The sequence below is a fragment of the Mucilaginibacter sp. OK283 genome, from assembly GCF_900110415.1.
In the GTDB taxonomy this organism is placed as follows: Bacteria; Bacteroidota; Bacteroidia; order Sphingobacteriales; family Sphingobacteriaceae; genus Mucilaginibacter.
The window spans coordinates 97,106-123,659 of the sequence record NZ_FODR01000010.1 but is presented as its reverse complement, the minus strand read 5'-3'; the positions used below and the strand labels follow the sequence as shown (position 1 = coordinate 123,659).

The window sequence follows — 26,554 nt, the reverse complement described above, 5'->3', positions numbered from 1 at the left end:
AATTTAAAGTCTATGAAAATCCTAACTGAACCTATCGGGAGCATTCCGAGGTCGCCTGAGTTTGTAACGGCAATTACCACACAAGCCAATGCCGATGAGTTAAATAAACTTTATGCAGCTGCAATTGCCGACACTTTAAAGGAGTTTGCTGAAACCGGTTCGCCTGTTATTACCGATGGTGAGCAAACCAAATCAAGCTTTGTCACTTATCCGCTGGAGGGCTTAACCAACTTAGCATCCGGAGGCATGACCATCAATTTTGAGGATGGCCACTCGCGGCAGTTGCCTTTGCTTACCAAAGGGCCGTTCAGGTACGGTAATTATGCATCAAAATATCTTGCCGCAGCTCAAAAACTAACCAACCTTCCCGTTAAACAAGCCATCATATCGGCATCGGCCCTTAGCTTAATTTACCCTCCGGATGGCATTGACGGCTATCCGCAAGCTGAATTCATTGCCGATCTGCTGAATGAATGCGAAAAAGATATCAGGCTTTGCCTGGAGCAGGGCGCTTATAAAGTACAAATGGATTTTACAGAAGGACGGCTATCGTTAAAGCTCGATCCATCCGGCGGTGTATTGAAACACTTCATTGGCCTTAACAACCAGGTATTCGACCGTTTTACCGTTGAAGAACAGCAAAAACTGGGCGTACACGTTTGCCCCGGCGGCGACCACGATTCGACCCATAGCGCGGATGTTGATTACGCCGATTTTTTACCCGATTTATTTGAACTGCATGTAGGCAGCTTTTATTTGCAACTGGCCAGCGAGCCCGACAGGGTAAAAGTTTTGAAGGTTATTAAACAATACCTAAAGCCCAATCAGAAAGTGTTTATTGGCGTGATAGATGTACTTAACCCCGTAATAGAAACTGCAGAAGAAGTGCGCGACAGGGTACTTGAAGCGGCAGCCTTTATTAATACCAACCAATTGGGCACCACCGACGATTGCGGCTTCTCGCCATTTTGCGACGATGTATCCACAACACGCGAAACCGCCTTCGCAAAGATAAAAGCCAGGATTGAGGGGACGAAACTGGCGGAAGCGGAATTGACGACGTAAAGACCATGATAATGCCAGACTTGCGAAGTTTTAGAAAACTTCGCAAGTCTTATAAAGGGAGCATTTTTACTTCAAATATCCCGTTACCCCATCACCACTTCCCTCCCGCTCACCATTACCTTTTTAACATTAATGCTCCCGTAAACAACAATTAAGGATGGTTTACCTGCCTTAAGCGATACCGTACCGAAACCTGTTGCCGTTGATAAGAAGCTTGTAAAATCGCCAATTTTCGAATCGATATGTAATACACCTGTAACCGCGTCGAACCTTACACCGGTGAGTGCCTGCAGGTAGCCGTAGCTTGATAGGGCGCGTGCATACCAGTGGCCACATTCGTACTCGTTAAAGGGATTGCGCACTTTCCCATCATAACGGTTACGGGAGGCACGCAGCACGTTTAGGCCTTGGGCCACCTTGCCGGTGAGCATTAAGTGCGATGCTACCTGGTGTTCAATACCTGTCCAAACTTCGTCGCTGTATACAAACGGCAACGATAATTTGCCGCCTTTGGGCCAGGTGCAAAGCAGCAGGCCGGCCTCGTTACCCAGCGCAAATGACGGGCGTTGCGGATTGGCATGTTCGCTAAGGTCGCTTTTAAAATTGTATTTGTATACCGATTGCAGGTGGCTGTTTATTTTTTTGCTGTCGATAACATCCTCCAATCCGCACATGCGGCCTATCCAGGCGCCAAGTACGCCATCGCTCAGGCAGCCCTTGCCGTATTGGTATTTGGGGCCTTCGGTATGCAGCAATGCTTCAGCCTCTTTTGAGTATTCGCCGCCGTATGATTTTTCTTTGGATGGATCTTTGGCGTTAAGGCCGGTATAGTTAATTTCCTGTATAAAAAACTCTCCATTATAAAGCGCGTTTTCTATCATCGCCTTGCCTTTGGCCTGTAAATCGCGGTAAATACCAACATCCCGTTTTAAAAACCAGCCCATTGCTATAAAGCTTTGGAGCGCTCCAAGGTAAAAGCTGGTATGCATGCCATCGGCTCCCCAAAACTCAATATCGTAGGTATTATGATGAGGTTCTTCTATCACACCTTTGTGCCGTGGGTCCCAGGTTTTGATGCAGTAATCCATACTCACTTTTACCATGGGGAATATCTTTTTAAGCCAGTCGTTATCGCCGCTGATGCGCCAATCGCGGTAAACCTTCATGATGCCGCCAAGTTGCCCGTCGGCAGCCGAATGAAAATCATGCGCCACCGGGTTTATCGGCAGGTTGGCCCTAAAGGTTTGGTGGCCGTCTTCGGCCTGGTCTTCGCAAAACTCAGTGGCCCGCAGGCTGCGTTCCAGCGCGGGGAACAGATGCGGAATTGCCTGGGCATAATTCCAAACATGGGTACATGAACCATGGCAACAGCCCGAGTCATCGCCGCAGCCTTCAAAATTCCACAGGCGGCCATCGTACTGCCGCATTACAGTTGGAGATTTTAAAATAGAAAGGTTACAGGCTACCGCTTCAATAACTTCGGGCGGTAAGGTGCTGGCATAAAACGCCTTTGTAAACAACCGCGACTTTGCTTTTAAGTCGTTATAATTTTGTCGCCAGTAGCTGCTTACGCTATCTATATTTTCGAAACGGTTACTGTACCAGGGCTTATAAAATTTACCGTCAAAATCCTTGTCGTACTTATCCAAACCAATATCTGCCGGCGAATTGCAGCAGCCCGAGGCCGGGTCGCAGCCCTCTTTTTTTTTACCCGAGGTACCAAATGTTAGCCGGGTTTCGGGCGAGTACCAGGCCAGCATCACCTTTATTGTTTTTTGTTTGCCGGGCGCTACATCAAAAGGCACGTAAAGGCTGGCGCCGGGGGCATTGGCAGGCACAGCAGGATTATCAACCACCCGGCCATCTTTTATGGCGTTCCAGGCCATAGTAAACGGATCCCACCAGCCACCCCTGAACCAGCAATGATCAACAACCGTATGGTCATCATCGGTAAATACCGTAAAATCTAAAGGGAAACTGGTTTCGCCGTTGCCGGTAGCTGTAGCCGTAAACCCGTTTTTTGTGGGTAGCACCGCGTCCTTTCCCTTTGCGTCGCCCCAAAAATTGCGGGCGTTAAAGCTAAACACCGCGCTAACTTTAGATGTGCCTGTATTTGTAAATTGATATTCAATGGCCCCGACAGGCAGGCTCGAGTTATCATCATCGGTAGGGATAAAGGGGCTCCACCCGGTAATGCCAACAGATAATGGGATATCCTGGTCAATAAGTTTAATGTGGCAAAACGGAAATTCGGTTTTAAACTCGGCGGCGTGAAAACGCGGCAAGCCGGTAGTTGAACCCGTGAGGCCATTGCCGGCATCGCGGAGGCCAAACTTTTTCCAATCGGGTACGGGGCCTTCCAAAAGCTTTGCTCCCCGGGCAACCCCCTTTACATGAATGGCGGCAAATATACCGGGTTCGTTAAAAATATCGGGCTTATTGCGTATGGATACATGCGAAACAGCACCCGTGCCCTCCAAACAAAACATGCCCGCGCCCATACCGCCTATAGGGAATGCAACACGGTTTAAATGATCACCGGTATAGGCGGTATTGTACGCCCGTTTTACAGGTTTGCCCGAAGTATCGTTAATATCTACAGCGGGTTCGCCCAACGCTTTGGCATCTGCAATATTTATAACAGCAGCCGGCATCATGGCCATGGCTCCGCTAACACCCACTTTTTTTAAAAAGCTTCTGCGACCTTTTTTATCCTCCATTATGCTGATCCCCGGTTTATATGGAAATGAATACCAACTTATCATTAATTATTGATAAATCATAATGTTGCCGTCCTTGTATATTTCGTTGAAAAAAGGCGTTATGATTCCGGGCCGGGTTTCCCTGCCAAACTATGTAACTCCGCAAACGTATATGGCTGCAACTCCGATGATCGCGCCAAATTCTGGATGGTTTATTTAAAAGATAAAAAGCTGTTAAAGCTGCGGCATAATACGCTGCAATCTTTTGGTTACTGACACCTGTTTTTTGTACTGATTAAAAAAGCATATTAAATTTACTGTAATCAACCTCTCCGTTCATGAAAACAAAAAAATTTATCCGTAGCAGCCCGCACCTGCCGGTAAAGGATTTAAAACAGACGCTTGATTATTACCGTGAAACCCTTGGCTTTTATGATGAGTGGACCGAGGGCGATAAAGACGGTGGAATAAGACGCGATGATATGCGCCTGCTGTTTGGTGAAGATGCCGGGTTTACCGCTGCAATTAACAATACCAAACACCGCCTGCCCCTGATGTGGTTTGTTGATAATATTGACAGCGTTTATGCCGAACTACAGGAACGAAACGTTGAAATAGCCGATGGCCTAAAAACACATCCGTATGGATTAAGGGAATTTGCTTTTATTGATATCAACGGGTATTATATTAGGGTAGCCGAGGGTATTTAGGAATAATAGTTTCTTTGGTACAAAGTTGCTGCGATAGGCAGGTCATCGTATTATCTAAAACTCATTTCGTCAATTCGTTCAGCGTTACACCCATAGGCAATGGCATGGAATCTTTTACAGACCTGTACAGGCGTAATTCGCCTATAATATGGCTACCCGGCGGGTTACTAAGCATCTTTATCACACCAAACTCATAATAACCGTTTGATCGGCCAGATGCCGGGGAGTTAAACCTTATTGTATCATTAGCAACGGTGTATGTCCCGCTCAGGTGTTCTACTCCAAAGCAAACTCCCCGTACAAAATATTTATGGTCTGCTGTTAACTTTAAAGCCGAACTGCAGCTTGCAACTCCTTTATACCCGGCAGAGAAAATACTTTTACCCTCCAGTTTTTCAAAATCGATGATCCCGAACGGCTCAATTACGATAAGAGCCAGCAACACGGTTATCGCTATTGTGGTATACAATCTTGACTTATCGGCAAATCGCTCCCGTACCACCATGTATATCTGCCTTAACAATAGTAAAAACGCAATAACAAATGTTATAAAACCAGCCAGTGCAAGTGGCAGAAATAAAACCCCTGCATAGCTATCCCAAAAATAAGAGGTGTTGATGCCGATAAAACAGATCAAGGTAACGATGAGGAGTTTCTTATTTTTAATCATGTAAAGGTTTTGATGCCATTAAATATAAAAAAGTATCTTTCACAAACTGGCGTTTGCAATATATTAAGATACAACAACAACATTCAATTATACGTCACAATAACCTTATCCACCATACCATCACCATTAAAAAATAAATTCTCCACGGCATTTTTGCCGCTATCAGTATTGTGGTAATATATGCTGATGTTATTTACGCCGGTAAGTACTTCCAACAACTCAAAATGCAGGTTAGGCAGTTTGCTCAGGGCGGTTTCCCAATAAAGTCTTACGTTTTTTTTACCCGATATAATACCGCCGCAATCGGGGTATATTTTCAGGGCGTATGGTGTTTGAATGCTAAAATCATCAGTGTAGTGCTCCATCAGCGTATCTAAATCCTGCTTGTTCCAGCAGATTATCCAATCAGCGGCAAACTGTAATGCAAATTGATTATCTATCATACCTAATTTGAATCTGATTAACACAATTTTTATAGGGCAAAACTAAATTTCCCCATCAACACCCTTGGATTGTTACCTATGGCAATAGGCTCGCCGCATAAAGCTTCATTGCCCAATAATGCAAACAATATAGCCTCTTTAGCATCCGGGTTGATCCCCAAACTGCCGGTATCTTTAATGTTTGCAAACACCTGCCTCAACCGGGCTATCACAAAGGGGTTTCTTGCTCCGCCGCCGCTTACAAATATTTTTAGATCATCAGCCCCTATATTGGATTCGATAAAATTGATGATGGATGCAGCTGTAAAGGCGCTTAATGTACTTACCAGATCTTCGTGTGCAAGTTTCTTTGTTTGTGATCGTTGTTGCGCATCTTCAACAAACGCCAGGTTAAATAATTCCGGCCCGGTAGTTTTTGGCGCGGCCTCGGCAAAAAACGGATGGTTGAGTAGTGCGGTAAGCAAATCCTCATTTACTTTACCGCTGTTGGCTATAGCAGAATCCTCGTCGAAAGCTTTGTTAAAATACTTGCGGCAGGCGGCATCAATCAATGTATTACCGGGGCCGATATCTGTACATAAAACCTTGCTTGCATCGCTATCAGCCGGTAAATAAGTAAGGTTGGCAATACCTCCAATATTTAGCAAAATTCTTTCTTCGCCGGGTTTACTGCCCAATAGTACATCTCCATATAGGGCCAACGGCGCACCTTCTCCGCCCGCGGCAATATGTTTTTGCCTGAAATCGCTTATGGTTAATATCCCCGTTTTTACTGCCAGGTGGTCACCATCGCCAATTTGTAATGTAGCATTCGGATACCCCACCTGCTTATGTAACCGTTTTGGGGCATGGTAAATAGTTTGGCCATGGCTGGCAATAAAATCAACTGTACGTGGTTCGATATTCCATTCAGAGAGCGCCTGAAGCACCAGTTGTCCATGATAGTTGCCGATGAAAGCATTTAGTAAAGTCAGTTTCTCCAGGTCGATTGTTTTTAGGGCGAATACCTGCTGCACTTCTGCTTTAAAACTTTCGGGATATGGTATCGTGATGAATTGTAGTAACTCAAATTGGGTTTGTAAGCCATTGCCCGTAAAACTGCATAAAGCAATATCCAGTCCATCTAATGACGTACCCGACATTAAGCCAATGCCGGTTTTGGCAGGCTTTTGTGCAACATCAAAAAGTTTTTGCAGATTTTGGTTTAACGGTAACATCCGGTTAAATTACTATTTGTTGGCCGTTTACAAAAGTTAAAATAATGGTTGTGGTCAATAAATATCTGATATATTTGTTTTCAACCAAATTCAACCCATCCCATGGCCCGATTAAATTTATTGGAAGAGACCCGGTACGAGAAGCTGCCGGTAAGCGTTTATGGCAACCAGCAGGAGGCATCCATTGCCGTAGCAGGCAGGATAGCCAAACTTATCCGCGATAAGCAGGCAAAAGGCGAGCAGGCAGTGCTTGGCCTGGCAACCGGTGTTACCCCCATCCGTGTTTATGCCGAACTGGTACGCTTGCACAAAGAAGAAGGCTTGTCGTTTAAAGATGTCATCACCTTTAATTTGGATGAGTACTATCCCATGAAGCCCGATGCCGCCCAAAGCTATGTTACTTTCATGTATGAAAACCTTTTCAGCCATGTTGATATTGATAAAGCCAATGTCCATATCCCCGATGGTACTTTGGATAAAGAAGACGTGGTTGCCTTCTGCCTGGATTATGAAAAACAGATTGAAGAATTAGGCGGCCTGGATCTGCAGATATTAGGTATCGGCCGTACCGGCCACATCGGATTTAATGAGCCTGGCTCTGCGCCAAATTCGGGTACCCGTTTGGTTACTTTAGATGATTTGACTCGCAGCGATGCCGCCCGCGATTTTGGCGGCAAGGCCAATGTGCCTACCAAAGCCATCACCATGGGTATTGGCACCATTTTTAAAGCCCGCGAAATCATCCTGATGGCCTGGAGCGCCAAAAAAGCCCCTATTGTTAAAAAAGCCGTGGAAGGCGAGATATCAGGCGAAGTACCTGCCACCTACCTGCAATTATCAGAGCATGTTGAATTTGTGCTGGACGAAGCGGCAGCATCTGAATTAACCCGCTTTGATACCCCCTGGCTGGTAAAAGATTGTTCATGGGATGATAATACCCTGAAAAAGAAAGCCGTGATCTGGCTGGCTGATACCATTGGTAAACCGGTATTAAAACTTACCGAAGAAGATTACAACAACCATGGTATGGCTCAATTAGCTGTAGAGCAGGGCCCTGTTTACAACATCAATATTGATATTTTTAACCAGATACAGCATACCATTACCGGCTGGCCGGGCGGCAAACCGAATGCTGATGATTCACAACGCCCGGAAAGGGCTTTACCGGCAAAAAAACGCTCGGTTATCTTCTCCCCGCACCCGGATGATGATGTGATTTCGATGGGTGGTACCTTCATTCGCCTGGTCGACCAGGGGCATGATGTGCATGTTGCTTACCAAACATCGGGCAACACCGCAGTTTGGGATGATGATGTACTGCGTTACATGGAATTCGCCATCGATTTTACCAACAGCATTGGTGAGGACAGCGCGCACCTGACTTCGTTATACGAAGAGATGCGTGCCTTCTTCCCGCAAAAACAACCCAACCAGATTGATACCCGCGAAATCAGGAATGTAAAAGGTTTTATCCGCAAAACAGAAGCCATCTCAGGCGCCCGTTATGCAGGCCTGCCTGACGATCATATCCACTTTATGGCCCTGCCTTTTTATGAAACCGGTAAAACCAAAAAGAACACCGTTGGCGAGGAGGATATCCTGTTAACTATCGACCTGTTACAGAAAATAAAACCACACCAGATCTTCGCTGCCGGTGATTTTGCCGACCCTAACGGAACCCACCTGGTTTGCTTCAATATCATTTTAGCTGCCCTTGACCGTTTGAAGGCAACCGAAGAATGGGTAAAAGATTGCTGGTTATGGATGTACCGCGGTGCATGGCACGAGTTTGAAACTCATGAAATTGAAATGGCTGTACCGCTTTCTCCACAGGAGGTTATCCGCAAGCGTAACGCTATCTTCAAACACCAATCTCAAAAAGATCGTCCGGTTTTCCCAGGTGATGATGCACGCGAATTCTGGGTTCGTGCAGAAGACAGGACACGAGATACCGCGAAGAAATATGATAGACTTGGTTTAGCAGAATATGAAGCCATGGAAGGATTTAAGCGATTTATTTTTTAAAATAGGTTATGTCATGTGTACTGCGAATAATTGGAGAAGACTTTGATGTAGATAGCTTTATCTTAAAGACCGGAATTGATCCATATAAAGTTTTCTACAAAGGGGATCCTAAAGTTAAGTCGAAGCCAGATGGAAAAAAATTTGAACACTCTGGCTGCGCGATAGATGCCAGTGAGGCCGATTTTACCGACTTTAAGCAACAGGTGAAAGATGTTATTGAATTTTTGGAAAGTAATAGGAATAAATTGCTGTTCATCAATTCTGGTTCTGAAATTCAATATGCAGTTTTGGATTTTGGAGTTGCATATAACCCTGATAAGTTCACGCAAACCCAATATCTACCAAAGGAATTGTTAAAACTGGCAGCTGATTTAGGTATAGGCATCGAAATCTCCATTATCAACCGAGCGAATGATTGAACATGCCATAGCGATGGGTTTCAAATCCATCGCTATATTTATAAAATAACACCAGTATTTAAATGAGCGAAACCAATACTCAAAAACCAGTAAGACTTCTCTCCCTCGACGTAATGCGTGGGGTCACAATTGCCGCCATGATACTCGTGAACGATCCCGGCGATTGGGGCCACATCTATGCACCGCTTGAACATTCCAAATGGAATGGATGTACGCCTACAGACCTGGTATTCCCATTTTTTTTGTTTATGGTTGGGGTATCGGTTACCTATGCCATGGAAAGCAGGAAAGCAACCGTTTCTCATTCCAAACTAATTCTGAAGGCCCTGCAGCGCACCGCTATCTTAATTGCCATCCCCTGGATAACGCAATTGATATTTCATTGGGACCGTGGCTTTTCGCATTTAAGGTTTCCCGGCGTATTGCCCCGTATTGCTTTGATCTATTTCATTTGTACCATCATCTATCTAAAAACGTCACAAAAAACACGCGATTGGATTTTTGCCGGCGCGTTAATTGGTTATTTTATCATCATGACATTTATCCCCGTTCCGGGTGTAGGTTATGCCAACCTGGAGCCGGCCACCAACATGGGGGCCTGGATAGACAGGTTGGTATTTACCACCAATCACCTCTGGAGTGAATCGCACACCTGGGACCCCGAAGGTTTATTGGGCACCTTACCTGCTGTGGCAACCGGATTGTTCGGTATCAGGATTGGCACCTGGCTGAAGCGGAAAGATGTAGATGACAATGTTAAGGTTAGCTGGATGTTTACCTATGGTGTTATCGCCGTTGTTGCGGGCCTGGTTTGGGACTTATTTTTCCCAATCAATAAAGCCCTGTGGACAAGCTCTTTTGTGCTTTATACCGGCGGATTGGCCACCATTGCGCTTGCACTAAGCTACTGGCTTATTGATGTGCAGGGGCGTAAAAGGTTTACCTATCCTTTTGTGGTTTTTGGGGCCAACGCCATAACGGCGTATGTGCTTTCGGGTTTTATTCCGCATTATATGAACATGATAAAAATTGGCGGTTTATCTATTTATCAAACCTTTTTTGCGCCCCATTTCTCGCCCCTGAATGCCTCATTGGCAAGTGCCATATTTACAGTTATTATATTATGGCTGGTGATGTGGATATTGTATCTTCGAAAAATAATTATCAAAATATAGTAAATGAAATTTAAACCAACCCTTATCGCCTTAATGGGCATTTTGCTCTTCTGCATCACCAACTCAAAGGCGCAAACCACCACTCCATCCTTCAGTGCATCGCAATTAAAAGCGGCCGAAAATTTTTTAATAGCCACCGGTATAAACAGCCAATTTGGAGGAATTGTTGATAACATGATAAATACGTCAAGCGCCCAGGTTCCTGAAGCGCAACGAGGCGAATTTGTAAACGTAATGAAACGTTTTATGGTCAAATACTATTCGTGGGATATATTGAAAGGTGAATTTGCAAAAATATACGCCACAGAGTATACCGAAGATGAACTCAATCAATTAACGGCCTTTTATAATTCGCCGCTTGGCAAAAAGTTAAGCGCGAAAACTCCAATTTTAATGCAAAAGGGCATGGCTTTAGGACAAAAAACCATAGCCGACCACAGGCCTGAGCTGGAGCAAATGATGCAAGATGCATTTGCGAAAAAAGAAGCGCCCGCGGCCAGGCAATAATTAAGAGCCACAATTTGTAACTAATACTTTCGTTTAGCATCTTAGCATAAAATATTCCCTATAATAATATGAATTTAAATAAACAGCTTTCTGTAGCTGCTTTAGCTTTCCTTATAGCTTCAGGAAGTGCTTTTGCACAAGTTAAAAAAAAGCCGGCGCCATCGCCTAAAAGCAAACCGGTAGCATCGCAATTGCTTGCAAAAGCAGATGTATTGCCTATAGATAATAAGGTAATTATTGGCAAACTGTCCAATGGCCTTACTTATTACATCAGGCAAAATGTTGAACCTAAAAACAAAGCAGAACTTTACCTGGTAAACAAGGCGGGGTCTGTTTTAGAAACCGACGATCAGCAAGGCCTTGCCCACTTCACCGAGCACATGGCATTTAACGGCACCCGCGATTTTCCTAAAAACCAAATGGTTGATTACCTGCAAAAATCGGGTGTGAAATTTGGCGCCGATTTAAATGCATACACCTCATTCAACGAAACCGTTTATCAGCTACCCATTCCTACCGATACGGCAGCTATTTTTAATAATGGCTTTAAAATATTGGCCAACTGGGCGGGCTACGTAAGCTTCGACCCTGCTGAAATTGATAAAGAACGCGGTGTTGTTTTAGAAGAGCAGCGGCTACGCGGCAAAAACGCGCAGGAGCGTTTGCAACAGCAGATATTACCGGTGTTGCTTAATAATTCCCGCTACGCCTTGCGTTTGCCTATAGGTAAAGAAGATATCCTTAAAAACTTTAAACCCGAGACAATAAAAAGCTTTTACCATGATTGGTACCGCCCGGATTTACAGGCTGTAATTGCTGTAGGAGACTTTGATCCGAAACATGTTGAAGAACTGATAAAACAAAACTTCTCGGGCCTGCAAAATCCAACTGCCGAAAAACCACGCACAAAGTATACCGTGCCTGCTACCCCGGGGACTGCTGTTAAAATAGCTACCGATAAGGAATTTCCTTACACGCTGGCCGAAATCATTGTAAAACATCCGGGTACAACGGTTAAAAATACAGTTGACTATATGCAGAGTGTCAGGATCCGGTTGTTTAACCAGATGCTGAATGCCCGTTTAGGCGAATTGATGCAAAAACCAAATCCACCGTTTTTGTTTGGCCGCTCAAGCTATGGTGGCTTTTTGGGCGAACAGGATGCCTTTACTTCCATTGCCGTTGCCAAAACGCCTGCCGAGTTAGAAGGCGCCATTAAAGCCGTTGTTGCCGAAACAGAACGCGCCCGCAAGTTTGGCTTTACCCTTACTGAGTTGGAACGCGCCAAGCAGGATGCGCTGGTGCAAATGGGTAATGCCTATAAAGAGCGCGATAAAACACGGTCAGCAAATTTTGTACGTGAGTATCAGCAACACTTTTTAGAAGGCGAAGCAATCCCCGGTATTGAGTATGAATACAATTATTATGTAAACAACATTAACAAGATTACGGTAGACCAGATGAATGCTTTGGCCGGTAAATTTATTGGCGACCAGAACAGGGCCGTGATTGTTGAAGCCCCCGAAAAAGACAAAGCTACCTTACCAACTGAAGCTACTTTGCTGCAATGGATAAGTGCGGCAGGACAAGGTGTTACAGCCTATGTTGACAATGTATCATCAGAGCCTTTGTTGAGTAAATTACCCGAGGGTACCAAAGTTGTGAATACCGTTGTCGATTCTCTGATCGGTACTACTACATTGACCCTTGGCAACGGTCTTAAAGTGATATTAAAACCAACCGATTATAAAAACGACCAGATCTTGATTAACGGCTATGCCTTTGGTGGCTCGTCGTTAGCAAGCGATGATGATTTTACATCGGCTAATTTGGCTTCGTCTATCATTAGCAGCAGCGGTATTGCCCAGTTTAACCAGGGCATGCTTGATAAAAAAATGGCTGGCAAAAATGTGAGCATTACGCCTTACATCAGCGAATTTGCCCAGGGTATCTCGGGTAACTCTTCGCCTGCCGATTTTGAAACGGCGTTGCAGTTAATTTACCTGTACTTTACCCAGCCACGTAAGGATAACGATATCTGGCAATCAACAATTGCCCAAACAAAATCTGTATTGGCTAACAGGGGCCTCGATCCGCCGAGCGTGTTCCAGGACACGGTATCAGCAACATTAAGCAACCACAATTTCAGGGGAATGGTTACCACGCCCGAAAGGCTGAGCAAAGCATCGTTGGATAAGGCCTATAGCTTTTATAAAGCAAGGTTTGCCGATGCAAGCAATTTCACCTTTACCCTGGTGGGTAATTTTGATGTGGAAACGGTAAAACCATACCTGGAGCACTATTTAGGAGGTTTGCCATCAACCAATAGCAAAGAAACCTACAAGAATTTGAACATTCAACCTCCGGCCGGCCAGATCACCAAAATAGTTAACAAGGGTGAAGCCGAAAAAAGCAGCGTGCAGCTGGTATTTAGCGGAGATTATGAGTATAACGATGCCAATAACATCCAAATGGATGCGTTGGAGGAAGTATTGAATATTAAATTGATTGAACGCCTGCGCGAGCAGGAAAGCGGTGTTTATGCTCCTGGTGTAAGGGCCGGTTACCACAAAACGCCAAGCGGCAGGTACAGTATCACCGTTTATTTTGGATGTGCGCCGGAGAATGTAGACAAAATGATAGCCTCTACCCTGGATGAGATAGCCAAGCTTAAACAAAATGGTGCCCAGGCAACCGATATCCAGAAGTTTGTAGCCGAAGAAGCCCGCAGCACACGCGAGCAAATGAAAGAAAATGTTTTTTGGGCTGGATACCTGGCATCATCGTCACAAAATGGCGAAAACCCGGATCAAATTTTGCAACACGTAGGTAACCTTGAACAGGTAACCGTACAAAGCACCAAAGATGCCGCCAACAAATACTTAAGCGGCAAAAACTTTATCAAATTGATTTTACTGCCCGAGAAGAAATAATTATTTCTTGCTGATGGTAAAAGCGCCCTGTTGGTTTATCCGGCAGGGCGCTTTTTGTTGACTGAGAAAAACTTGCGAAGTTTTTGAAACTTCGCAAGTTTGGTTAGCTAATGCATATTGATATAAGCAGAAGCCGCCTCATGTGCTTTGTGCACCACAACGGCTACACATTTTTTAGTAACGTCATCTACCTCGAAGGATATGCCCTTATCGGCATCTGTATAAACCTGTACATTGTGGCCGTTGGCTTTATACCTGGTAACAGGTTTTAACGAATAATTTCTTTTAACAACATCTAAAGCAGCACCAACACCCAAATGACCGGCAGTTTTAAACCACGGCGATGTTACCAGTATTTTTTGGACACGGCTGATAGATTCATCTTTGCCACCCATGTTACGGTGCGAATAAATGCTGGTGCGGTAGCCTTTGGTATCGTGTTTGGCAAACCATACCATTAATGAGCTGCCCATGGCTGCATCCGAACTATCGGGCTTGCCTAATTGCTTTAAGGCCAGCTCCAGGTCCTGGTCAATCAGGATATGGCCTACTCCTTTTCCCGGCAAAATAAGTCGGTCGGTAGCAACGTTACTCATAGTTGAGGTATCTGACGTTATCAGCTTATCGGCTGCAGAATCGTCGACAATAGATTTATCGGTTAGTGTAGTATCAGCTGCCCCGGTTTTGGAGGTATCGGCAGTTGGTTGTTTTTGGGCTGGCTGGTTACAGGATAACAGGCCTGTTGCCAGCAATATGATCAGGCTATTTTTTATCATACTATAGCTAACAGGATTTATCACTAATTTGTTGGCGCGTATTTGTTGCACTGGCTAACTAAACGCAAATTAAATTGTTAGGCAAAAAATGAGTACAAAAGGCCGGCAGGTTATACAGCATTGGTACAAGCAAAAAAAATGGCAGCAATTCCCCTTTCAGCAGGAAATGGAAGCGGCCTACCTGGGCGGCTACTCCGGCTTGCTTAACGCACCTACGGGGAGCGGTAAAACATTTGCTTTGTTTTTGCCTTTCCTGGTCGATTTTATTAACAAGCACCCGGATAGTTACACCACGCAAAAAAACAATGGCTTGCTGATGCTATGGATAACCCCATTGCGTGCGCTCACCAACGATATCCGCAAAGCCATGCAGGAAGCCTGCGACGAAATGGGCCTGCCCTGGCACATAGCTACCCGCACGGGCGATACATCTGCAGCAGAAAAAGCCGCACTGAAACGGAAATTGCCCGAGGTGCTGCTTACCACCCCCGAAAGCCTGCACCTGATGCTGGCCCAAAAAGAGTACCCCAAATTATTCAGTAACCTGCAGGTTGTAGTGATTGACGAGTGGCACGAACTACTGGGCACCAAACGCGGTGTGCAGGTGGAGCTGGGGTTGTCTAAGTTGAAAGTTTTGGGTTCGGGGTTCGGGTTGCGAGGTTCGGGAATTGATAGCGTAAATATAACGCGAGGCGAAAGGCAACCCGAACCTGATAACCCGAGCCTCGAACCCGGCTCCCCTAGCCCCACTTCCCGAACCTCGCTCCGCATCTGGGGCATCAGCGCAACCATAGGTAACCTGGAGCAGGCGGCCGAGGTTTTGCTGGGCAATAATTTCCCGGCAGATCAGATCAGGATGGTGCGGGCCAACCTGGAGAAGAAACTGGATATCCAGTCCATCATCCCCGATAATGTGGAGAATTACTCATGGGCAGGCCATATTGGTTTAAAGCTGCTGCCGCAAGTGATGGAGATTGTGGCCAAAAGCAAAACCACGCTGATATTTACCAATACACGGTCGCAATCCGAGATCTGGTACCATGCTATTTTAGATAATTACCCGGAATATGCCGGCATTATGGCCATGCACCATGGCTCGTTAGATAACGAGCTGCGCAACTGGGTAGAGCAGGCCCTGCATGCCGAGGCCCTGAAACTGGTGGTGTGCACATCCAGCCTCGATCTTGGCGTCGATTTTAGGCCGGTTGATTGCGTGATACAGGTGGGCAGCCCCAAGGGCGTGGCCCGTTTTATGCAGCGCGCCGGGCGAAGCGGCCACCATCCGGGTGCGGTATCACGGGCGTATTTTGTGCCCACGCACTCGTTGGAATTGTTGGAAGGGGCCGCGCTTAAAGCCGCCATCAAACGCGGCATATTCGAAAGCCGCGACCCCATGCTGCTTACCATGGACGTGCTGATACAATACATGGTTACCTTGGCCGTATCCGACGGTTTTAGGGCCGATGACCTGTTTAACGAGGTAAAGGGCACTTACGCCTTTGCCGACCTTACCCGCAACGAATTTGGCCAGTTATTGGAGTTTATAACCACCGGCGGCAAAACACTGGCCCAATACGACGAGTTTTTAAAGGTAGAAATAGAGAACGGCCTGTACAAAGTAAACAGCCGCCGGGTAGCCATGCGGCACCGGCTAAGCATAGGCACCATCACCAGCGAGCTGAGCATCCGGGTAAAATGGCTGAGCGGCGGCAGCCTGGGCACTATCGAAGAATCCTTTGTATCCAAGCTTAAGCCGGGCAATACCTTCTGGTTTGCAGGCCGGAGCCTGGAGTTTATCCGGGTAAAGGAAATGACGGCCTTTGTCAAAAAATCCAACTCCACCAAGGGTTTAATACCCAGCTGGAACGGCGGGCGCATGCCCCTGTCGTCACAATTGGCTGCGGTGTTCAGGGATAAGCTGGACGAGGTGGCGCATGGCATCGAAAAAGATGTGGAGGTGCTTGCCCTCAAACCCTTGTTCAAATTGCAGCAGGAGTTATCGCACCTGCCCCAGAGCCACGAGTTTTTGATCGAGTCGTTTAAATCCCGCGAAGGGCACCACTTGTTGTTTTATCCTTTTGAAGGGCGGCTGGTACACGAGGGGATGGCATCATTGCTGGCCTTCAGGATCAGTAAGATCAGGAATGCCAGCTTCAGCATTGCCATGAACGATTATGGCTTCGAACTACTTACCGACGAGGACGTACCCATTGAGGACGTGCTGGAAGACGCCAGTTTTTTTTCGATAGATAACCTCATTGATGATATCCAGCACAGCCTTAATGCCAATGAAATGGCCCGCAGACGGTTCAGGGATATAGCGCATATTGGGGGGCTGGTATTTACAGGCTACCCCGGTCAGCAGGTTAAGAATAAGCATTTGCAGGCATCTACGTCCCTATTGTTCGAGGTGTTTACCGAGTACGAGCCGGATAACCTGCTGGTGCGCCAGGCATATAACGAGGCTTTGGCTTTCCAGCTGGAGGAGTTTAGGCTGCGTGCAGCTTTACAACGGATAGCCACCCAAACCATCATCCTGAAAACCATTGAGCGGCCTACGCCACTTGCCTTCCCGATAATGGTTGACAGCCTTGGCCGTGAAAAACTGACTACCGAAACTATGGAAGAACGTATTGCCAAAATGGCCCGCCGCTACGGCGCAGAAGGCGTTGGCGAAGTTGATGAAACCCGCAAAAACCGCAAGCCCGGCATCACCCGGAAGAAGGGATTTTAAAGTGCCTGTAAAACCTGCACTTTACAAATATCCACCTGTAGTTAATTAAACATGCCATGTAAATAAAAGCTGTTTAGCAGCGCGGTATATCATCGCATATTTTTTATATTTATAAGCAGTCAATCACCTCAAAAACCTATCGCCATGGCCTCAAAAATTAGCTTCAATACCGATAAAATACCGCGTTTAAATACGTTTATTCCACAGGCCGTAATAGCAGGAGGATTAATATACGTTTCGGGCATGGCGGGGCTTAATCCCGAAACCGGCAAACTGATCGACGATACTTTTGAAGGGCAGGCCCGGCAGGCTTTCACAAACATCCAAACCATATTGCAGGAAGCCGGCAGCAACATGGATAACATCGTAAAAACCACCATCTGGATGGTTAGCGGCCAGGACCCAACCTTTGCAGCCATCAATAAAATTTATGCCGAGTTCTTCCCCGAAAACCCGCCGGCACGCAGCGCCCCGCAGGTAATGCCTTTTCCGGGCGGCATCCTGGTTTCGGTGGAGTGTGTGGCGCTGGTGTAAGGGAGATTGCAGCACATCACGTTATAATTTGCAGCGCAAATATTTGGATTGTTTAAAAAGAATAAAAAACGGAGAACCTGGCCGATAACCGAATGGGAAATGTGCATCATGTACAATGCCCTAAACCAGTTGCCGGCCGGGTTTGCGCACCTGAAACAGCAACTTGAATACCCGCTGTTTACAGTAGCTTCTACCGGCAATAGCACATACGATCCTGATTATATATCATTCAGCTTCGACCCGGATATCTACCGCGATTTTGAAAACCGGCGCGTGCAAGATTATATGATCAGCAATATTAAAGTATCCAACATCGATAAAAGGATTTTTGATTATAGCATCCTGGTTGCTGCCGATGTGATTTGCGGCTATTCGTTAAAAGGCTACGATCAGTCGGTTATCGACCTGAATAGCGTTGATGCGAGCGCCTATACCAAAGTTTACTACCCCAATGCCGATTTTGATAAACTGGCCACCCTGTTAAACGCCGATAATATTAAAGAAATTAACCCCAGCGAAGTATACGAAGTAGTTTTAAACGGAAGCACCTATTACCACATTAAAGACCTGGAAGACGGCGATTTCATCGGCATCAGCACCGATAAAGTGATTTATACCATTACCCATGATCCGTTTGAGATTGTTCCGATGAATGAAAGTTTGAAAGAGCTATTTAATGACAATAAACTCGATCAATAAAGTTAAACAGGGCAATGCCTTCGGCCCGGGCTATCCGCTCATACGCGCACAAGCTTTAGGCGCAGGCCGGTACCCGCTGCTATCCCTATTGCTGAATTTTGTTTAAAAAAGAACCCCGCCGGAACCGTGAACAACTGAAATAATATTAACAACCCCTATACATTGAAAAATAAAACTATTCTATCCATCATTGTGCTATTCTTGCTTTTGCCGGGCTTTCATGTTTTGGCTGCAAAAAGCATTGGGCGTATTTTGGGCATCACAAAAACCGATACCTCCCGTAAGCCAAAGCTAAATCCGCGGCTTGAAGATGACCCCACACCCACGCTAAAAAGCATCTTGCACGATGAGCTCAAACACCATCATGAAATTACTAAGGTGGATACACTGTTTGTATTGAAACAGGGTGATACCCTGAAAGTTAAATTAAGGCACTATTGTACTTATGATGGTAAAATAAACCTGCCGCCCCGGTACTTACGCATGTACGGCCTCAAAAAGTTTAAAACGCATAACTTTATAACCGCGTTACTGGTAAAGCGGAACAGCAAGCTGATATTTAAAGGATTTATCAAAAAGGATGATTTTTTACACTTACTGGACGATAGCTTAAAAAAGTATGGTGTATTGTTATTCCCGAACGTCGAATTTGACCAGGACAACCTTAATATACAGTATAGCATATCGATACCCTTAACTGATGTTGGTAGGGGTTTTACTTTGACAATTAGCAAGCTGGGTGAAAAAACGGTGAGGGTAGATTGAGCGGTCGGTGTTATCATTGCACCAGCCAAGTTGTATTTTACGTATATTTCAGTGCCAGAACTATAATGCGGCGTTTCTGTGAGCTAAACGAACAGTGATGACGCGATCACAGTCTGAACTGACGGTACTTACATTAGCTGAAGATCAAAAACAAATAAGATGGAAGATATCGAAGATATATATGTAGCTATTGAATTTCCCAAAAGAAACGAAAGTATAGAGGCATTCACCCAAAACTACTTAAAAGGCTTTAAGGAGACTAACGGTTACTACGAATACCCACGTTTCAGAGGTGAAACCGAATTTGAAACGGACGATTACAAATTAATGTTATCATATATTTTGCAAAAGGAAAAGAGCAGATTCTGTTTTTATTTTGAAAATGAGGAAAATAGTGAAGCGCCCTTCGCGATGATGTTTTTTAACGAAGACGGATCGTTGTTTTTAGGCCTCGGGGTTCATGAACAGTTTGAGTCGAAATATGAACAGATGCTAAAAAACGATTTTAAATCATCGTTAATTATGTTTTGCTATAACGTCATGCCGCCAAATAATTTGGCCGAATTTAAATCGATAATAAAAGGTATATGACGATCATCCTTAGCTACAGTTGGGGTTTTGCTTCTATTTTAGTCAATCAAAATTCACCTATTCAGCCTGTGTTCGGTGTTATCACACCGACCCCTCAGGCTGAGTCAGCGGAAAAACTTGCGCATTGTCTTGCCATGGTAGTGGCAGAGCCGGTCATAGGCGTCTATCAATAGCCAGATCTAAACCAAAGCCCCAAAAATCAGATGCCGGTATACCACGACCATCCTGAAGTAATGTCGGGCCCCGGATCAGTGAATTTATCAGTCAACACAATGCGCTGCAAAAATTTAACGTTTTTGTAGCCCAGCTGCGTTTCTACCCTCAGGCGTAAGGGCGCGCCGTTACGCGCAGGTAGGTCTTCGCCGTTCATGGTATGGGCCAGGATGGTTTGCGGGTGAAATGCATCAAGCATATCAATGCTTTCGGCATAATTATCGAAGCCGTACAGGGCTACATAACGGGCGGTTTTTAAAATACCGGCATCTTTTAGTAGGGCGCTTAGCGGTACGCCTGTCCATTCGGCAATGGCGCTCCAGCCTTCCTCGCAGGTGTGCCGGGTTATTTGGGTTCGCTCGCCCAGTTTTTTGAGCTCATCTATTGAATACTTACGCGGTGTGGCCACGCAGCCTTCTACAACAAGTTCAAAATCTTTAAAATTATTGAGTTGCAGCTGCTGATAGGCTTTGCTGTAGGCTTTTTTGCTCGCCGGATCGGCGGGGTCGCCAATATCGGTTACCGGGAAGCTGGTTATCTCGCTTTTTTGATACTCCACAGCCAGGGCCCGCTGCGAAAGCAGGCCGCGCTGGGCAATGTAGGTTAAATCGTCGCCCATCCGCAAAATATTGCCGTAGGTGGGCGGTGCTTTTTTAAGGCAGCCCGAAAGCAAAAGCGCACCAGCAGAGGTAAGTCCTGTTAAAATAGCCTGGCGGCGGTTCATCAGTAGTTTTCTTTTCATAGCTACCTGCCAAAAGTTATTGCCCAAATATTTCGTTTAAACCCCGATCTGATCACCATAACCACGTGTACCAGCAAAAACAGCAACAGTAAAACTGCCGCAAAAAAGTGGATAGTGCGCGCCGATTGGTGGCCGAAGAATATTTTCAGCAAAAAGGGATAAGATGCTGTAATAGCCGGCGACATGGCAAAGCCGGTTAAAATAACCACCGGGAACAGTAAAAAGATAACTGATAGATAGGTAATCTTTTGCAATAGCCCATATTTGCCCGTGTAGTGCATGTGCCTGCGCAAATGTGCGGCAACATCGCGCCAAAGTAGTTTTAAACTAAATTCGCGGCGGCGCGGCAGCAGGTTGCGCCAAAAATGACCGCTGTAAAACCCAGCTATAAAATAAATAAGGCCGGTTAATACCATGAACCAGGCGGCCAAAAAGTGGGTACTGCGCCCCCAGCCGTTCTCATTAAAAATATCATAAGTGCGGGCGGCGGTAACCTGCTGCCCGGTTACGTGCTTAAACGGTATGCTTTTATCCCAGCCACCATGGTGGTAGTTGCGGCTTATCGGGAGCTCAAACAGTGCCGGGGTAAGGTCGTTACCTGCCTTGCCCCAGTAAAGCCTGGGATGCGACATCAGGATAACAAAACCGCTAACTGTAAGCGCCAGGAAACTTAGGGTGATGATAAAGTGCGCGCCTTTAACCCAGGGTTTGTGTGGTACAACTTCGATTTTAGTGCTTTGCGATAAGTTCATTCCTGCGGCGGTGATAACTACGTTTATATAAACAGAATAAATATAATGGTATTGGTTTAAAATATCAAGAAGCCAGGGCTTTGCCGCAGGGTAAATGCATATAATTGGGTTAACATAACTTAACACATTTCGAATATATTTATTATAAATATTTGATAATAAATGTTTTATATTTTATCATGGTTAACACTAAACTGATCGCCTTCGCTGCCTCCAGGCTTGTGTGCCCGCTGATAACGCTATGCTAAATAATACATATGCAACTCCGGAATGTTTAATTTCGTCCGGGAGTTTTTGTATTTTTAAACGGGGCATAAGAGTAATACGAAAGCATTAAGGTTAACAACAAACATTCTTGATTGTCCTAAAAGCATGGCGTGTACTTAGCACGCGGGCCACAAGTGAGGACACTTGCGGTAGCGTGGGGCTGGTTTTGTGACAAGGCTGAAAAAGAAATAAAACAGACATGCTATATTCTCTCAGGGAAAAATGTGCAGTAGCGTGAAAGTCGGTTTTGTATAAAATAAAGTCTGTTTGGAGTAATTCAGCATGGTAGACTTTATATAGTTTTGTTTTAATCAAATAGCCCGACTGACCAACATATGAGTTATTTGCAAAAGCCTTTATAAGCCAACCGATAAATAGACCACACTTTAAAAACAGCCGCGACCGGTATTGAAACGAAGCCTGTATTAATTGTGCAAGGTTTTTATGGATACCAGCCAGCTCAGTGTTTTCACAACCACGCCATGCGCCTAAATTTTTCATCGGAGTTTATATGACAATTTTTAACGCTAAGTTAACCAGTTCAACTATAAATAGGCGAAAAAGATGGCAGCGTTGGCCAATTATTTAAATAGTTCAAATTTTGAAACCAAAATGATATACAAACGAAAAATAACGATTAAGGTGACCGGCCTGTTGTTAATACTATTGAGCCATTCTTTTGCCGTAAAGAGCCAGCAGATGGGCGACGCAGAAAAAAAATCAATGGAGAAAGGAACGATCTACACTGCATTAAAGGGTGCAGGGCAAGGCGTATCCGGTCCGGGTTCCAATCTTCCGCCCGAAAAGATGCAATGGTGGGAAGATCAGAAATTTGGAATGTTCATACATTGGGGCTTATATGCAATTCCGGCCACAGGCGAATGGACCATGTTTAATCAAAAAATACCGGCTGAGGAATATGCCAGACTTGCCGGTCAGTTTGATCCGAAACACTTCAGCGCTGCGGAATGGGCAAGGGTAGCCAAAGAAGCCGGAATGAAATATATGGTAATGGTTTCCAGGCACCATGATGGTTTTGCGCTTTGGAACAGCCCGTCGAGTTACCGGCATTTTGATAGTTGGGAAACTGCCGCTCACCGCGATTTTGTAAAAGAGTACACCGATGCATGCCGTAAGGCGGGCCTCCATGTAGGGATCTATTACTCGCCGCTGGATTGGCGCTTTCCTGGTTATTTCGACCCTAAGGGACTTCCTGACAATGCCGCGCTGCTTAAGAAACAAACCTATGGGCAGGTAGAAGAGTTAATGAAAAATTATGGCAAAATAGATATTTTGTGGTACGATGGCGGCTGGTTGGCACATAAGGGTAGCGATGCGGATGCAGCCTGGTTTTGGGAACCCTTAAAACTTAATGCAATGGTACGTAGCTATAACCCGGATGTGGTTATTAACCCAAGATCGGGAATGGTTGGAGATTTCCAGACCGACGAAGGCGGCGCGGATGTTAAAGGGCCGATTATTCCTTTTCCATGGGAAAAATGCCTCAACCTCAATTCAACAAGCTGGGGGTATAATAGAGCTCAGCAACTGATGCCCTTGAAACAGATTATAGATATGCTTGTTAATACGGTTGACCGCGGGGGAAATATGTTATTAAATGTTGGACCAGACCCGGATGGTGTCATTCCTCCTACTCATGTGGAGCGTCTGAAAGAAGTGGGGCAGTGGTTAGCCAAAAATGGCGAAGGTATATATCAAACGCGTCCGGGGCCATTTCAACCCGTTGATGATTTTTATGGAGCTACGTACAGAGGTAATAATATATATATCCACCTGCTGAAAATTCCGGAGGGAACTGCTGTTATTAAATTACCACCAACCAGGCAGATTATTACAGCGTGTACGGTTCTGCATGGTGAAAAAGTTAAATTTCAACAGGACGCGACAGGCATCACCCTTGACCTGGCTACAATGCAATTAGATTCACTGGTAACCACCCTGGTATTAAAAACAAAAGACAGATAACAGCCACCAGCTCCCGCAAGCATTTTTCGCTGCCGTCTCCAGGCTTGTGCGCCCGTTGAGAGGTTAAACGCCTTGCTAAGTAATAAATATGCAACTCCCGGATGTAAGTTTCATCCGGGGGGGGTGGCGTTTTAAACAGGGCAAAAGAATAATACAAAAGCGCTAAGCTTAACAACCTATATTGTCGATTGTCCTAAAGGCATGGCATGTACCTGGCATGTGGGCGCACAAGCCAGGAAGCTTGCTGCAGCGCGGGCAACCTTTTTGTCTTTAAACTATGTGTTTTGCGACAAATTATTCTGATATTTGGATAGAAATAAAGTTGTTTAATTTATTATTTACCAAACCTTATCGTGAAAAAATACTTCCCACTTTTAATTGCGTTAGTTGCTATTGCACTGTTTAATGCGTGTTCGAAAAAACACGATCCCGTGCCGGTTGAATTAAAAACTATAAGCCTCGGCCGGGATACCCTGACTCTTGTTGCAGGACAAACTTATCAACTTAATTTAGCGGTTACACCTACAGATTATGATCAATCGCTGCTTCGTTTATCGTCGTCGGATACTACTGTTTTAACGGTGACTAACAAGGGCAAAATTGTTGCCATAAAAGCGGGTATTGCCATTGTTAAAGCTACCAATGATAAACAAACCATATCTGTAACATGCCTTGTGAATGTAGTTCCAAAAACCATTATAGATAGCTTAAAAGTGGGCTTGCTTGCATACTTTGCTTTTAATAACAGTGGTGTTGACTCATCCGGCAATGCCAACCATGGGATGGTTTACAATATTAGTTCGGTCCCAAACCGGTTTGGAACAGCAAATAGCGCTTATTATTTTAATGGCACAACAAGTTACATCAAGGTAAAAGATAATCAGTCGCTTAGATTGAACAATACCGATATTACCTTAAATAGCTGGGTCAAATTAGATGTTTATAATGCTTCTTATGGTGTCAATTTATTATCTAAACGTATTTCCGGAGTTGACAATGGATGGGCCTGGGGCATAACGGGCTATTCAATAGCCACTCAAGGCATCGTTACATATGGCCCGGGCGGCGGAAGCGCATTTGCCAGGGGTACAGCCATTATTGGTTTAAACCAATGGCACATGGTTACTACCGTGTATAATTTAACAAAACAACAAATAAGCATATATGTGGATGGTGCGTTAGACAATGTCACTTACGGCCTGCCTTCTCCTAATGCCAACATAACAACTGACTTGTATATCGGCAAGGACAATCCAGAAGTACCAACTAACGGCTATTATGTACAGGGAGCTTTAGACGAAATTCGAATCTATAAAAGGGCTCTTACATTGAATGAAATAAAAAAGCTATACAACCTGACATATTAAATTATTCGTTTAGCCAAATAAAGAAAGTGACTTCGTAAAAATGCCCCCTGTGACCGTAAGCCTTTTCCGCGCTGTTCAATTTCTCTGCCATCGAACGGCTATGCTTGTAGTTTGTAACTACTGTATTTCACGCGGCTGTAGCAAGAATTTTGCCAAGTAATGAATATGCAAAAACTCCCGGATGTTTAATTTCGCCCGGGAGTCTTTGTATACCGGCAGTTCGCGTTAAGGATTGCAGTGAAAAGCCCACAGCGTGTGCAGGACAGGGCGGCAAATGCAAAGCGAGGACTTGTAACGGAAAGCCTGACCGCCGCTTCTACCAGCGGGGAACGCTCTGTTAATTCAAAAGTCAAAAAGTTTGTTGCGGGTGGCTAGCAGGTGTGTTTTGGTCCAGCCTAAACATCAATTTTTTGAACCAACCAACACCAGCCCGCGCCCCATTACGGAGCGGTTAGGGTTTTCCTGGAAATTGGGTGCACGCTGAAATAGCCCAACGCGCCGCCGGTAATATTGCTAAGCGGGTTGGCCGGGGCGGCATTATTGCCATCGCCGGTAGCGCCGGTACTAAGGCTAAAAAAGTATTTGTACACGGCCGGGTCGATGCTTTGCATCTCGATGGTTACCTGGTTGCCGGGGCGGATGTCGCGGGCCGGGTCGTCATTATTGTTGTCGAAGTTAAGGCGGGTGTTTACTTCCTGGCCGTTGGTAAATTCATCGTTATCCAGGAGTACCGATTCTTCTTTGCGGTTGTTTACATATTGCACAAAGCGATAATAGTTTTTGGTAGCCACCGGGTCGTGGTATTTTACGGTTACAAATTTACGGATGCTGCCATCCTTGTTGTTGCCAAAGTCGCTTTTTACCAGGTAAATGCTATCCAGTGGTACCAATGCGGGCATGGCGCAGGTGGAGGTGAATGTTTTGCCCGCAACAAGCACATTCAGCTTATAAATATGGCCATAGGCCCCTGTCAGGGTGCTGTTTTTATAAATACCGCCGCCCGCTGCGGTAAGCGGGTAAACGGTATTATCGTCGGTAATGGTTACCTGTGCGCCATCAATACCTGCTATATCGTTATTATCGGTAAAGTTTTTGGTTTGGCTCAGGGTTACTTTGCATCCGCCGGTTTCGTTGGTGAGCACGCCTTCAACAACATATTGGGGTGTGGTATCTTTCAGTGTCAGGTTAATGGCCTTTTCGCACGAGCATAGCGCTATGGCAAACAGGGTGGGTATGATATATTTTATAGTGGTGTGCATACG

General features: G+C 45.3%; 23 protein-coding genes. 14 read left to right on the top strand and 9 right to left on the bottom strand.

From position 1 onward, the window contains the following. The first annotated feature begins 12 nt into the window (after positions 1-12). A complete protein-coding gene (locus BMX56_RS21530) occupies positions 13-1,065 on the top strand; it encodes a cobalamin-independent methionine synthase II family protein (protein WP_090651751.1) in 1,053 nt (350 codons plus the stop codon). Positions 1,066-1,148: 83 nt separating this feature from the next. On the opposite strand, the gene BMX56_RS21525 is transcribed toward BMX56_RS21530, so the two are convergent. After that, complete coding sequence (locus tag BMX56_RS21525) at positions 1,149-3,785, bottom strand: GH116 family glycosyl hydrolase (protein WP_090651865.1); 2,637 nt, start codon at positions 3,783-3,785, stop codon at positions 1,149-1,151. Between the two features lie 320 nt (positions 3,786-4,105). Here BMX56_RS21525 and BMX56_RS21515 point away from each other — a divergent pair, with 320 nt between their 5' ends. Further along, positions 4,106-4,477, top strand: coding sequence for a VOC family protein (locus BMX56_RS21515; RefSeq protein ID WP_090651749.1), 372 nt, complete (start codon positions 4,106-4,108; stop codon positions 4,475-4,477). A gap of 61 nt (positions 4,478-4,538) precedes the next feature. Here BMX56_RS21515 and BMX56_RS21510 read toward each other — a convergent pair whose 3' ends face one another. The 3 genes from BMX56_RS21510 to BMX56_RS21500 all read right to left on the bottom strand — a co-directional run bounded on the left by BMX56_RS21510 (position 4,539) and on the right by BMX56_RS21500 (position 6,807). Further along, on the bottom strand, positions 4,539-5,147 hold the full coding sequence (locus BMX56_RS21510; RefSeq protein ID WP_090651748.1) for a hypothetical protein: 609 nt from the start codon (positions 5,145-5,147) through the stop codon (positions 4,539-4,541). Between the two features lie 83 nt (positions 5,148-5,230). After that, positions 5,231-5,590: a YybH family protein gene (locus BMX56_RS21505; protein WP_090651747.1), complete on the bottom strand. Its 360-nt coding sequence runs from the start codon at positions 5,588-5,590 to the stop codon at positions 5,231-5,233. Positions 5,591-5,619: 29 nt separating this feature from the next. Next, positions 5,620-6,807 (bottom strand): anhydro-N-acetylmuramic acid kinase, encoded by a 1,188-nt coding sequence (locus BMX56_RS21500; RefSeq protein WP_090651746.1) that lies wholly within the window; start codon positions 6,805-6,807, stop codon positions 5,620-5,622. Positions 6,808-6,909: 102 nt separating this feature from the next. Between BMX56_RS21500 and nagB the strand changes: the two genes are divergently transcribed. The 5 genes from nagB (at position 6,910) to BMX56_RS21475 (ending at position 13,866) form a co-directional block, all read left to right on the top strand. After that, positions 6,910-8,832: a glucosamine-6-phosphate deaminase gene (gene nagB / locus BMX56_RS21495; RefSeq protein WP_090651745.1), complete on the top strand. Its 1,923-nt coding sequence runs from the start codon at positions 6,910-6,912 to the stop codon at positions 8,830-8,832. Positions 8,833-8,840: 8 nt separating this feature from the next. Beyond that, complete coding sequence (locus BMX56_RS21490; RefSeq protein WP_090651744.1) at positions 8,841-9,251, top strand: DUF4279 domain-containing protein; 411 nt, start codon at positions 8,841-8,843, stop codon at positions 9,249-9,251. A 62-nt stretch (positions 9,252-9,313) separates the two neighbouring features. Further along, positions 9,314-10,426 (top strand): acyltransferase family protein, encoded by a 1,113-nt coding sequence (locus BMX56_RS21485; protein WP_090651743.1) that lies wholly within the window; start codon positions 9,314-9,316, stop codon positions 10,424-10,426. A gap of 3 nt (positions 10,427-10,429) precedes the next feature. Continuing rightward, positions 10,430-10,933 carry a DUF2059 domain-containing protein gene (locus tag BMX56_RS21480; protein WP_090651742.1) on the top strand — a complete coding sequence of 168 codons (504 nt, stop codon included), beginning with the start codon at positions 10,430-10,432 and terminating at the stop codon, positions 10,931-10,933. A 68-nt stretch (positions 10,934-11,001) separates the two neighbouring features. Further along, the gene (locus tag BMX56_RS21475; RefSeq protein WP_090651741.1) at positions 11,002-13,866 is read left to right on the top strand and encodes a M16 family metallopeptidase; all 2,865 of its coding nucleotides are present in this window, start codon (positions 11,002-11,004) and stop codon (positions 13,864-13,866) included. A 107-nt stretch (positions 13,867-13,973) separates the two neighbouring features. On the opposite strand, the gene BMX56_RS21470 is transcribed toward BMX56_RS21475, so the two are convergent. Then, positions 13,974-14,642: a hypothetical protein gene (locus BMX56_RS21470; RefSeq protein ID WP_143065501.1), complete on the bottom strand. Its 669-nt coding sequence runs from the start codon at positions 14,640-14,642 to the stop codon at positions 13,974-13,976. Positions 14,643-14,730: 88 nt separating this feature from the next. Between BMX56_RS21470 and BMX56_RS21465 the strand changes: the two genes are divergently transcribed. The 5 genes from BMX56_RS21465 (at position 14,731) to BMX56_RS21445 (ending at position 19,965) form a co-directional block, all read left to right on the top strand. Beyond that, a complete protein-coding gene (locus BMX56_RS21465) occupies positions 14,731-17,376 on the top strand; it encodes a ligase-associated DNA damage response DEXH box helicase (protein WP_090651739.1) in 2,646 nt (881 codons plus the stop codon). 144 nt (positions 17,377-17,520) lie between these two features. Beyond that, on the top strand, positions 17,521-17,910 hold the full coding sequence (locus BMX56_RS21460; protein WP_090651738.1) for a RidA family protein: 390 nt from the start codon (positions 17,521-17,523) through the stop codon (positions 17,908-17,910). Positions 17,911-18,018: 108 nt separating this feature from the next. Continuing rightward, positions 18,019-18,609, top strand: coding sequence for a hypothetical protein (locus tag BMX56_RS21455; protein ID WP_143065500.1), 591 nt, complete (start codon positions 18,019-18,021; stop codon positions 18,607-18,609). 162 nt (positions 18,610-18,771) lie between these two features. Beyond that, the gene (locus BMX56_RS21450; protein ID WP_143065499.1) at positions 18,772-19,374 is read left to right on the top strand and encodes a hypothetical protein; all 603 of its coding nucleotides are present in this window, start codon (positions 18,772-18,774) and stop codon (positions 19,372-19,374) included. A gap of 159 nt (positions 19,375-19,533) precedes the next feature. Next, on the top strand, positions 19,534-19,965 hold the full coding sequence (locus tag BMX56_RS21445; protein WP_090651735.1) for a hypothetical protein: 432 nt from the start codon (positions 19,534-19,536) through the stop codon (positions 19,963-19,965). A gap of 199 nt (positions 19,966-20,164) precedes the next feature. On the opposite strand, the gene BMX56_RS21440 is transcribed toward BMX56_RS21445, so the two are convergent. From BMX56_RS21440 to BMX56_RS21430, 3 genes are all read right to left on the bottom strand, one after another. After that, complete coding sequence (locus tag BMX56_RS21440) at positions 20,165-20,920, bottom strand: molybdopterin-dependent oxidoreductase (protein WP_090651734.1); 756 nt, start codon at positions 20,918-20,920, stop codon at positions 20,165-20,167. Between the two features lie 2 nt (positions 20,921-20,922). Continuing rightward, positions 20,923-21,672 (bottom strand): cytochrome b/b6 domain-containing protein, encoded by a 750-nt coding sequence (locus BMX56_RS21435; RefSeq protein ID WP_143065498.1) that lies wholly within the window; start codon positions 21,670-21,672, stop codon positions 20,923-20,925. Between the two features lie 339 nt (positions 21,673-22,011). Beyond that, positions 22,012-22,440, bottom strand: coding sequence for a hypothetical protein (locus tag BMX56_RS21430; RefSeq protein ID WP_090651732.1), 429 nt, complete (start codon positions 22,438-22,440; stop codon positions 22,012-22,014). Between the two features lie 111 nt (positions 22,441-22,551). Between BMX56_RS21430 and BMX56_RS21425 the strand changes: the two genes are divergently transcribed. Together BMX56_RS21425 and BMX56_RS21420 are read left to right on the top strand one after the other, a co-directional pair. Next, positions 22,552-23,925: an alpha-L-fucosidase gene (locus BMX56_RS21425; protein ID WP_218152465.1), complete on the top strand. Its 1,374-nt coding sequence runs from the start codon at positions 22,552-22,554 to the stop codon at positions 23,923-23,925. Positions 23,926-24,278: 353 nt separating this feature from the next. Continuing rightward, positions 24,279-25,292, top strand: coding sequence for a LamG-like jellyroll fold domain-containing protein (locus tag BMX56_RS21420; protein ID WP_090651731.1), 1,014 nt, complete (start codon positions 24,279-24,281; stop codon positions 25,290-25,292). 440 nt (positions 25,293-25,732) lie between these two features. Here the strand turns inward: BMX56_RS21420 and BMX56_RS21415 are convergent, their stop codons facing one another. Then, complete coding sequence (locus BMX56_RS21415) at positions 25,733-26,551, bottom strand: DUF4249 domain-containing protein (RefSeq protein ID WP_090651730.1); 819 nt, start codon at positions 26,549-26,551, stop codon at positions 25,733-25,735. Between the last annotated feature and the right edge of the window lie 3 nt (positions 26,552-26,554).